The sequence below is a fragment of the Brenneria sp. g21c3 genome (assembly GCF_040240345.1).
GTDB lineage: Bacteria > Pseudomonadota > Gammaproteobacteria > Enterobacterales > Enterobacteriaceae > Brenneria.
Genome location: NZ_JBEIAB010000004.1, coordinates 443,828 through 454,331, shown reverse-complemented (window position 1 = coordinate 454,331; position 10,504 = coordinate 443,828). Strand labels below are relative to the sequence as shown.

At 58.1% G+C, this 10,504-nt stretch carries 10 protein-coding genes; 4 read left to right on the top strand and 6 right to left on the bottom strand.

Translation table 11 applies throughout. The annotated features are described in order from the left end of the window. On the bottom strand, positions 1 to 940 hold a 940-nt coding region (locus tag ABRZ28_RS09385; RefSeq protein WP_330520113.1), incomplete at its 3' end, for a type VI secretion system Vgr family protein. A gap of 493 nt (positions 941 to 1,433) precedes the next feature. After that, the gene (locus ABRZ28_RS09380; protein ID WP_319602961.1) at positions 1,434 to 2,066 is read right to left on the bottom strand and encodes a TetR/AcrR family transcriptional regulator; all 633 of its coding nucleotides are present in this window, start codon (positions 2,064 to 2,066) and stop codon (positions 1,434 to 1,436) included. Between the two features lie 527 nt (positions 2,067 to 2,593). Here ABRZ28_RS09380 and otsB point away from each other — a divergent pair. The 4 genes from otsB to crcB all read left to right on the top strand — a co-directional run bounded on the left by otsB (position 2,594) and on the right by crcB (position 7,117). Next, positions 2,594 to 3,394, top strand: a complete 801-nt coding sequence (gene otsB / locus ABRZ28_RS09375; RefSeq protein WP_442878682.1) for a trehalose-phosphatase — start codon at positions 2,594 to 2,596, stop codon at positions 3,392 to 3,394. Further along, positions 3,394 to 4,818, top strand: coding sequence for an alpha,alpha-trehalose-phosphate synthase (gene otsA, locus ABRZ28_RS09370; protein ID WP_330520112.1), 1,425 nt, complete (start codon positions 3,394 to 3,396; stop codon positions 4,816 to 4,818). The genes otsB and otsA overlap by 1 nt, the downstream gene beginning before the upstream one ends. Positions 4,819 to 4,873: 55 nt before the next feature. Next, positions 4,874 to 6,529 carry an alpha,alpha-trehalase gene (locus tag ABRZ28_RS09365; RefSeq protein WP_319602963.1) on the top strand — a complete coding sequence of 552 codons (1,656 nt, stop codon included), beginning with the start codon at positions 4,874 to 4,876 and terminating at the stop codon, positions 6,527 to 6,529. A 213-nt stretch (positions 6,530 to 6,742) separates the two neighbouring features. Continuing rightward, on the top strand, positions 6,743 to 7,117 hold the full coding sequence (crcB, locus tag ABRZ28_RS09360; protein ID WP_319602964.1) for a fluoride efflux transporter CrcB: 375 nt from the start codon (positions 6,743 to 6,745) through the stop codon (positions 7,115 to 7,117). On the opposite strand, the gene ABRZ28_RS09355 is transcribed toward crcB, so the two are convergent. The 4 genes from ABRZ28_RS09355 to ABRZ28_RS09340 all read right to left on the bottom strand — a co-directional run bounded on the left by ABRZ28_RS09355 (position 7,114) and on the right by ABRZ28_RS09340 (position 10,464). After that, the gene (locus ABRZ28_RS09355) at positions 7,114 to 7,809 is read right to left on the bottom strand and encodes a glycosyltransferase family 2 protein (RefSeq protein WP_330520111.1); all 696 of its coding nucleotides are present in this window, start codon (positions 7,807 to 7,809) and stop codon (positions 7,114 to 7,116) included. The two genes, crcB and ABRZ28_RS09355, sit on opposite strands and share 4 nt — an antisense overlap. Further along, complete coding sequence (locus ABRZ28_RS09350) at positions 7,788 to 8,357, bottom strand: DedA family protein (protein ID WP_319602966.1); 570 nt, start codon at positions 8,355 to 8,357, stop codon at positions 7,788 to 7,790. Before ABRZ28_RS09350 ends, ABRZ28_RS09355 begins: the two co-directional genes overlap by 22 nt. Positions 8,358 to 8,399: 42 nt before the next feature. Further along, on the bottom strand, positions 8,400 to 9,512 hold the full coding sequence (locus tag ABRZ28_RS09345) for a ceramide glucosyltransferase (RefSeq protein ID WP_330520110.1): 1,113 nt from the start codon (positions 9,510 to 9,512) through the stop codon (positions 8,400 to 8,402). A 433-nt stretch (positions 9,513 to 9,945) separates the two neighbouring features. Further along, entirely contained in the window at positions 9,946 to 10,464 is a 519-nt protein-coding gene (locus tag ABRZ28_RS09340) for a ClbS/DfsB family four-helix bundle protein (protein WP_319602968.1), read from the bottom strand. Between the last annotated feature and the right edge of the window lie 40 nt (positions 10,465 to 10,504).

Here is a 10,504-nt window from a genome sequence, read left to right as displayed (position 1 = left end):
GCAGCCGCGCGTAGAAATTGCCCCCTTCCGCCGTCTCGCCTGACGAATCCTCGCCGCTTTCCCCGTCCAGCGTCAGGTAGTGGTCGCCGTAACGGTACACCTGACCGTAAGCGCCCTCCCCGCCGCCGGTCACGTCCGCCTCGGTCTGCAAGCCCTCTCCCGCCTGCCGGTAGTTGTAATCCTTCACCCGCACCGACTGGCTGACCACCTGGTGCGTCGAGTTCAGCCCCCATACCGACTCCACCCCGTTGTCGTTCATCCCCGACGGGCTGCGCAGCGGCAATCGCACGTCAAACTGGTAGAACTGCTGGTCGTCGGCGAACACCACCACCTCCCGCTTCAGCCGCGCGTCCATCTCGAAGCGATACCAGATGCCCACCTCCGCCAGCAGCCGCTCGATAAACGCCCGGTCGCTCTCCTGCCACTGCATCACCTGCTCGCGTTGCGGGTAGCGGTTGCGCAGGCGGAACTCGAACTGCCAGCCTTCGAACTGATGCTGTTGGCGCAATATCTGCTCGACTATCTCCGGCACCGACTGATGCTGGTATATCGCCGGGCGGCCGGCATTGCCCAGCAGCGCCAGATGCGGCTCCAGCGTCAGCCGGTAACGCACTTCGTCCGCCGAGGCCGACAGCCGCTGAAACTGCGTCACCACCCCATGCACCGCACGCGGCGGCGTGGCGTCAGGCAGCGTGATGCCGCCCAACTGCCTGCCCGGCGGATTGAAGGTAAAGCTGGCGTCCTGCAACAGCATCTCGCCGGGGGCGATATCGCGGCCGCTGGTAAAGGTTATCTGGTAGCAGTAGGTCTGGCTCAGCCCCTCGGTGGCGGTAAAGGACTCCACGTCCAGGTCGGCGCAGCCAAAGACGGACAGTTGATAACGGGCGAGCGTGGCGGTTAACGAAGAAAAAGACGAGGGTATGGCGTAATTGCGCTCCATGCGGTTTCCTTTTTATGTCCATTGAGAAATTTTATGGCGCGCATTATGCAGAAAATATGATCAGATCGGCAAGACATTTTCGGCAGGAAAGTTTAAAAAAATTAACTTAAAATCATATTGTTATAATTAAAATAATATCATTTATCATTATTTCAAAATAAAGAATTAAATAGCGCGCCGCGTTTCCCCGTTTTAATTGCAACGCATAGCGGTATTACGATTAAACGACCGATCGGCAAAGGGGCGTCGCGAGTGGGATTCCCCATCGCGATCCGCCCGGTCGTCGAAGGTAAAAGAGATAAATCAGGCTTGATGCGACAGGGCCGGCAAATAATCAGCGGTTTCTTCGGCACGGAAGCAATGCGCCGTGAGATTCGGCAGCGGCGATCGAGGCGTTATAGCGTTCGAGGCGTTTTATTGAGAGGGCGTCGCTGGAAAGGCGTGTGGGGCGAATTCACCGGTCATGATGCCGGCGATCGCAGCATGCCGATGATTATTTTTTCGCGTCTTTGCGCGCCAACGCGCCGCTGAGAAACAGTTGGACGCCATTGTTGACCATCTGCTTGATTTTCGCGCGCGTGAAACGCGGCAGCTCGCGCTGATAGAGCAGCGCATCGGTTTCGGCTTTAACCAGCGCGGTAAACTGCATGGCCAGCAGCATCGGATCGCCGTCAATCAACTCTCCTTTTTGCACCGCCTCGGCCATCGTCTGGGCCAGCTGTTCCATACTTTGCCGAATGCCGGATTCGCGAAACAGGATCCCGATGTCCGAATGGCCGGCCTCGCCCACCACCACGCGGTAAATTTGCAGCGCCTGATTATCGCCGGTCAGAACCTGGAGCATGCGCTCGCCGAATCGGGTGAGTTTTTGTTCGATGGAAAGATCTTCACTGCCCGGTTTGGTCAGTTCGGCGGCGGCGTCCGCCAGAAAGCTGGCGCTGTAAGTACGCACCACTGTTTCAAATAATTCTTCTTTCGAGCTGAAATAGTTGTAAAGCGTCGCCTTGGAGCCGCCGACCCGCTTCGCCACTTCGTTCATTGACGCGCGCTCATACCCTATTTCCTGGAAAAGCTGCGAGGCCGCGGTAATGATGGCCTGTCGCCGTTCTTCTGTTAATGTTCTCATGCCGCCTCTTCGGGGTTGCCAAAATTCCTGTAGCGCAGAAAAATGGAATGTTAATAACTAAACAGTATGGTTTCCTGACCAAGTATGCCACAGTTGCCCTGCCAAGGCTAAGACGCCCTTCACACTACGGCGCGGCCGGCCCGCCGGCATTGTCGCCAAGGCGCTTCTCCCCGGCTGATGAATCGCATGCGCAATACGATAGTCTGGAAAAATACCCAGCAGCGTCTACACTAAATTGCAATGGTGTTCACAGTCAGGTTGAGGTTATTGGGTTATACATGCTCGTTTGCAGAGCGAATTATCAACGATTTTAGTTAACAAAAACGGTGTTACCCCGCTCATTCGCCGCCTGTTTTGTTATGCGGCGAATTTCCTCCTCTACCGTGGCATCAGACACTCCTCGCGCGATTGCGATTCATGAACTTTACGGGTGACGCGCCCACCGCGGCGGCGTGACGACAGCTCACGCAGATCATGCGGTTTGCGCGCCCGTGCAGTGAGAACACTAAGCAGACAGGAGAACGCGTTTGACCACCATTGCAACGGACAACACGACGCCGCACGCACGCCCTCTGCCCGTTCCCGACGGCAGACGCTGCGCTTTCTTTTTCGATGTCGACGGCACGCTGGCGGAAATCCGGCCGCAGCCGGACGCCGTTACACTTCTTTCCTCGGTTCGCGCCGATTTGCAGGCGCTCTCCGCAGTCTGCCGCGGCGCGCTGGCGCTGGTATCGGGCCGCCCCATCGAACAGCTCGACAAACTGACCGCGCCGCTCAAACTGCCGCTGGCCGGCGTACATGGCGCCGAACGACGCGACGGCGCGGGCAACCTGCACCGCGTCGCGCTGCCGCTGGACGTGGCGGTTCCCCTGCGACACATGCTGGAGCATGGAATGCGCGCGATGCCGGGCGCCTTGCTGGAAGCCAAAGGCATGGCTTTCGCCCTGCACTATCGCCAGGCGATGCCGTATCGGCAACGGATATTAGCGCTGGCGGAATCCGCCGTGGCGCGCTTTCCTCTACTTACGCTGCAACCCGGCAAATGCGTGGTGGAGATAAAACCGCGCGGCGCGGATAAAGGCGCGGCGATTCACGCTTTTATGCGGGAAGCGCCCTTCAGCGGCCGCATGCCGGTTTTTGTCGGCGACGACCTGACGGATGAGCAAGGATTTCAGGCGGTAAACGCCATGCAGGGCATTTCCGTCAAGGTCGGAGACGGTTCAGGCCATGCCCGCTACCGTCTCGCACAGGTAGCGGACGTTCACCGCTGGCTTGAACAGATCCTATTACAACGACAGCAAGATAACGTCGGTAAGGAGTTAAGGTGATGAGTCGTCTGATTGTCGTATCTAACCGTATCGCTAATCCCGATAAATCGAAGTCCAGCGCCGGCGGGTTGGCCGTAGGCATTCTGGATGCGCTGAAAACCACCGGGGGATTGTGGTTTGGCTGGAATGGAGAAATAAGTGAAATATCCGGCGAAGATGAGGATGATCTGAATTTGCAGGAAATGGACGGCATCACTTATGCCTCGGTTCCGCTTAATCAAAACGATTACGATCTTTATTACTGTCAGTTTTCCAACGCCGTCATCTGGCCGGCATTCCATTATCGTATCGATCTGGTGCAATTTCAGCGTGAAGCCTGGGAGGGTTACTGTCGGGTCAATGCGCTGCTGGCGAAGCGGCTACAGCCGTTGATTAAGCCAGACGATACTCTGTGGATCCATGACTATCATTTACTGCCGTTCGCCGCCGCGCTGCGCAAACTCGGCGTGAATAACCGCATCGGCTTCTTCCTGCATATCCCTTTTCCTACCCCGGAAATTTTCAATGCGCTGCCCACCCATCAGGATCTGCTGAAAATGTTGTGCGCATACGATCTGCTCGGATTCCAAACGGAAAACGACCGGATGGCGTTCCTCGACAACCTCGGCCAGTTGACGGCATTGCAGCCGATCGGGGCAAAGACCCATCGCGCTTTCGACCATACGTTTATGACGGAAGTCTATCCGATAGGCATCGCGCCGGACAGCATTCAGGAAATGGCGGCCGGCCCGCTGCCGCCTAAAATCGCCGTGATGAAAAACGAGCTGGGCGATGCGCAAAACATCATTTCCTGCGAACGGCTGGATTACACCAAAGGCCTGCCGGAACGTTTCCTGGCGTATGAAGCCTTGCTGGAGCACTACCCGCAGCATCGCGGCAAGGTTCGCTATTCGCAAATCGCCCCGACCTCGCGCGGGGATGTGCCGGCCTATCAGGATCTCCGCCATCAGTTGGAGATGGAGGTCGGCAGAATCAACGGCAAATACGGCTCGCTGAACAGCACGCCGCTCTATTACCTCAACCAGCATTTCGATCGCCGGCTGCTGATGAAAATATTTCGTCTGGCGGATGTCGGGCTGGTCACGCCGCTGCGCGACGGCATGAACCTGGTGGCGAAAGAGTATGTGGCAGCGCAGGACCCGGACGATCCCGGCGTGCTGGTGCTGTCGCGCTTTGCCGGCGCGGCCAATGAGATGACCGCCGCGTTCATCGTCAACCCGTACGATCGCGACGACGTCGCGGCGGCGCTGAATAAGGCGCTGACCATGCCGCGCGCCGAGCGGATCTCCCGTTACAACGACCTGATGGCGCTGCTGCGCAAAAACGATATCGCGAATTGGTGCGAAAGTTATCTGAAAGATCTGCGCGCCATCGCGCCGCATAGCGCCGGGTCCGACGCTATCGCCAATGAGACGACGTTATAACGACGACCTGGTGTCAGCCGGCGTCATAGATAATCTATGCTGAGGTTTGTCGCACATGTTCAACTCGAAATCACAGGCTGCCGAACCCGTGGAATCCGGCAGCGACGAAAATCGCATCTCAGAAATCGAACCTTTTGAATTAATACTGGATAAAATGCTCGAGGCGGAGCCGGAACCGGAAATGATCGAAGGCTTGCCGCCTTCCGATGCGTTAACGCCCGCCGATCGTTATCTGGAGTTGTTCGCACACGTTCAGTCTTCGCGTATTTTCGCGGACAGCAAAACCTTTCCCGACTGCGCGCCCAAAATCGATCCGCTGGATATTCTCATCCGCTATCGCCGGGTGAGAAAGCACCCCGCCTTCGACCTGAAGCAGTTCATCAAGGCGCATTTCTGGCTGCCGGAAAGCCAGGGCAACGACTACATCTCCGATCCGCGGCACTCTCTCAAAGAGCATATCGATAATCTGTGGAGCGTGTTGACGCGCGAACCGCAGGACCACATTCCCTGGTCGTCGTTGTTGCCGCTGCCGCAGGCCTATATCGTGCCGGGCGGACGCTTCGGCGAGACCTACTACTGGGACTCCTATTTCACCATGCTGGGGTTGGCGGAGAGCGGACGCAACGATCTGCTGCGTTGTATGGCGGATAATTTCGCCTGGATGATTGAAACCTACGGACACATCCCCAACGGCAACCGCACTTATTATCTCAGCCGCTCGCAACCGCCGGTATTCGCGCTGATGGTGGAACTGTTCGAAGAAGACGGCGTGCGCGGCGCTCGCCGTTATCTGACGCACCTGTTGCAGGAGTACGCTTTCTGGATGGACGGCGCCGAATCGCTGGCGCTGAATCAGGCCTATCGCCACGTAGTGCGGATGCCGGACGGCACGCTGCTGAACCGCTATTGGGACGACAGAGACACCCCGCGCGACGAATCCTGGCTGGAGGATGTGGAAACCGCGCGACATTCCGGCCGTCCGGCGAATGAGGTTTACCGGGATCTGCGGGCAGGCGCCGCCTCCGGGTGGGACTACTCCTCGCGCTGGCTGCGTGATGCGCATCGTCTCGCCAGTATTCGCACCACCCAGTTTATCCCGGTGGATCTCAACGCGTTTCTTTACAAGCTGGAGAGCGTCATCGCCAATATCTCCGTTCTGCAAGGAGACAAAGAGACGGAGGCGCTATTTCGCCGGAAAGCGGAAGCGCGGCGCGCGGCCGTGACCCGCTACCTGTGGGATGAAGAAGCCGGCGGTTTTCGCGATTACGACTGGCATCGCCAGCAGATGGCGCTCTTTTCCGCCGCCAGCATCGTGCCGCTTTATGTGGGGCTCGCCACCCATGAACAGGCCGCCAGGCTGGCGGAGACGGTGCGCGCGCGGCTGCTCACGCCGGGCGGGCTGATGACCACCGAGTACGAAACCAATGAACAGTGGGATAAACCCAACGGCTGGGCGCCGCTGCAATGGATGGCCATTCAAGGTTTTAAAATGTACGGCCATGACGCGCTGGGCGATGAAATCGCCCGTAACTGGCTAAAAACGGTGAATATCTTTTACCGGCAGCACCACAAGCTGATTGAAAAATATCATATCGCCGACGGCACGCCGCTCGAAGGCCGCGGGGGCGAATACCCGCTTCAGGATGGCTTCGGCTGGACCAACGGCGTGGTGCGTCGGCTGATCGGCCTGTACGGCGAGACGTTCGAATAACGCGGCGCGTCGCCTGGCGCGGCTTTCGCGCCGGGCTAAATTCCGCCGGGCTTCCCTGCGCGGCATGGGTGACATAAAATACCCCTTCGTCGCTGGTTCCACGCCCATATCGTACACCCCTGAAACCGCTTTTCCGGCCGGATGGATGTTTCGCTAATGGAGAAACCGGCAAGAAGCGCAAAAGCGTTAAGGTGAAAATGGTATGAGGGGAACATGGTAAAATCGCTTTTCGCCGTGATTATCGGCGGCTCCGCAGGGTGCGTTATCCGCTGGCTACTGTCCGTTCGCTTAAACAGCCTGTTTCCGAACCTGCCGCCCGGGACGCTGATCGTCAATCTGCTGGGCGGTTTGATCATCGGCGCCGCGCTGGCCTATTTCCTGCGGCAACCGCAACTCGATCCCGCCTGGAAACTGCTGATCACCACGGGACTGTGCGGCGGAATGACCACCTTTTCCACCTTCTCCGCCGAGCTATTTTCCCTGCTGCAATCCGGCAACTATGCGTGGGCCGTGACCTCGGTTTTAGTGCATGTTCTGGGCTCGCTGCTGATGACCGCCGTCGGTTTCTTTCTCGTCACGCTGCTTTAGCGGCGCCGACGCCAAAGCGCATAAATTTGGCGCAGCGCCTGACATAGGCTGATGGTGCGAAAAATATCGCGCATCATTGACACATCGGCGCGCAGGCCGCGCAGCCATCCCATTTTCGTCGCTTTATAGGGACTGCTGACGCGGGGCCACCTCACCACCTTCAGCCGGATATCCTCGTCGATCCAAAGAGTATTGAGCCAGACCTCAAGCCCGAAATGCGGCAAATCCCGTAATGCCTGTAAACGGGTCTCGACCAGCGCACGGGCGAAAACGCGCTCGCCGGAAATGTAATCCAGGCCGATCGCCCGCCAGACCAGCGGACTGTTGCCGCGTAAACTGAGGGTGGCGTCGGCCTGCCCCAATTTAACCGGTTGTATCAGCGCGGTGATATCGTGAGCCGTCAGCCCGACAAGGTCGGCGTCGAGCAACAGCAAATGGCTGCCGGCGGCGGCGGCCACGCCTTCGGCGACGGCGCGGCTTTTGCCCTGATTATGCGGCAGCCGGATGACTTGCACGCCGTCACGCTGCGCCACGCCGGCGGTATCGTCGCCGGAGTGATCGTCGACGACGATAATTTCGGCCAGCAACGGATGCCCGGCGACCGCATCAAGCACGGCGCCGATACGCCGGGCCTCGTTATAGGCGGGGATGATGCAACTGAACGTCGCCGCTATTTGCTCCGCTTCAGCCACACCATCCCTCCGGCAAGCAGCAACACCAGCAAGACTAACGAGGTCACGGCGATCCAGTCGTCCACCTGCGCGGCGAAATGGCCGAAAGCGTAGCCGATGGCGACAAAGAAAAGGCTTTTCGGAATGGTGGCCAGCGTGTTGTAAAACAGGAACGGGCGCAGGCGCATGCGGGCCATCCCGGCCGCCAGCAGGACGGCGGCGCCGGCGGAATGGGTGAGCTTGCCGAACGCCAGTATTTTCCCGCCCCGGGTTTCAAAATTGCTGCCCATTTTCTGCAATCTGGCCTGACTAAGTCCGAAGCGGCTTAACCAGCGCGGCGGGACGCCATCCGCCTTGATGGCCCAGCGTCCCAGCGCATAAAACCCGAGATCGCCCACCAGATCGGCCAGGATGACGACGATGCAGACCGCCGTCAGATTAAAATAGTCAAGACGCGCCAGATAAGCGGCGATCACCGTGACGATCGGCCCCTCCAGCACGGCCAGCGGCGTCAGCAACAGCAGGCCGTGTTGGGCTATCAACCCTTCGATAGTTTGCAACTCAAACATCAGATTACCGTCTCTTTACTTATCACGCGGCTGCTGCTCCACTCACGATTGCCCGCTGCTTACCACGTTGCCTCGCCAGACGATACTGCGCCCGAACCAGCACCCTAACCACAGCGCGGGCAACAGGATATCGCGAATCAACATCGCCAGCACATCGCGCGGCCGATGCGGCCAGCCCAGCAAACGCGCCATGCCCCACTCCGCGCCGTACCACAACACTAGCAGAACAGGCGGCCAAATCCAGGATATTATCCCCGCGGCGGCCAGCCAGAGGGCGCAGCCTAACGCCGGCAGCGAGCCCAGCACTATCTCCGGAATAAATAACGCCAAAAAGCCGAAACGCCGGATACGCGCCCAGCGCAACTGCCGGTCCCAAACCGCGGCGAAGCTGCGCCGGCCAATCGGTTGAGGATAAGGCCGGGGCGGCAGGCGAACCTTCAGCCCCGCGCCGCGCACCAGTTTGGTTGATGCCACATCCTCGGCCAGTTCGTTCCCCAGCGCGATCAAACCGCCGCCTTTTTCCAGCACATCGCGCCGCCAGAATAACGTCTTGCCCTGAGCGAAGCCCTGTCCGGCGATGTCGGCCAGGAACTGCCAGCGCGCCTGATGCGTATTCAGCATGGCCGCCTCGACCGCCCCCCACAGGTTTTCCGGCCGGATCCCGACCGCGGGCGAGCTGACGAGCCCGGTTCGGTCGTCGGCGGAGGAAATCAGCGAACGCAGATAATCGGCGGGCAGCAACAGATTGCTGTCCGACATCGCCACCCAACTGGCGCTGCTGGCCTGCCAGGCCTTGTACAGATTGTTAATCTTCGGATTGCCGCTCACTTTGTCATCGCCGATGAGCAATCGCGCCGACCGTTCGGGGTATTCGCCGATCAGTTTTTCCACCAGCGGGATCACCGGGTCTTGCCGGGAAGCCACGCAAAAGAGGATTTCGTAATCGGGGTAATCTTGCAGAAAACAAGAGCGCAGCGTCTCTTCTTCAAACCGATCCTGTCCGCACAGCGGACGGGCCAGCGTAATAAACGGATAGGCGCGGACGGATGTTTTCACCGGACGCCGCAATCGCCACAGCGCCAGACAGAGGGAGATAAACTGAATGGCCGTCAGAATGGAGCAAATTGCGACAAGCGTAACGTTTATCACTGTCATGCAAGGCTATTCCCACTCAGTTTGGCGCCGAACGGCCGACGGTATCGCAGCCGCGGGAAAAGGTGCGAGAGCACAAAACCTCGGTATCGCCGATCAATTTCTAGACAAACACAGGGTGACATAGCGTCCTCCGGAAAATAGCGCCAATTTACAGGCAGTAACCTTTGTGCCGATAACAACCGTGTGGCTTGCCGGGCATAATTGCCGATTCAGGTCTGTCTTTAAGCTTAGCCGCTCTACAGCCTTTACACGTTATATACCCGACATCTTTCAATTTTTTGACTTAATTGGCCGCCGATCGCCGCCATCCGTCGGCGATTTATTCTGGAGAATTTTTCTTAACAGAATCTTAAGACGCTGAGCGGGCCGAGGTTCCTCGTAGTGCGGAGGTCGACGTCCGCAATCAAGGCGCAAGCGGATGTTCAGGGAAGCATCACTTTAATTTGAACTGACGCTCTTTCGCCCACTTCCTTAATCTGCCGCAGGCATTGGCGTAAGGCGACGAGGTATTAAATGAAATCATTCGGCCCATGGTCCACTTGCCGTACCATGATTTTCCATACAGCTCTTCATCGCTACGCGCCGCGATAAGTTCGACGATGCGGTTTTTTTCCGCTTTCAGGGCTTCGATGCGCTGCGCGTAATCTGATTTTTCGAAGTCCGCATAAAACTTTTGCGCCAGCAGACCGAGCTGATTCCACTTGTAGCCTGTTTCGGGGAAGTCTACCGGTTGGCCGCTTTCGTCTCGCGTAATCCACTTTACAACCAGTTTATTCCAGCCCAGTAAATAGGAAACGAGATCGCCGACGCTCATTATGGTGTCTTTAGCGTGTCCCGGCATTGACTTACCCTCCGCGAGCGCCGGCGGAATAATATCGAGATAGCCGATTAATTTATTGAAAGTTTTATCAATTTCAGAAAGCAATTCAGTTTTGGTTTGCGGTACGGCCACAAGAACTCCCTCTCAGTTGATGAAAAGAGGCGCCTGACCG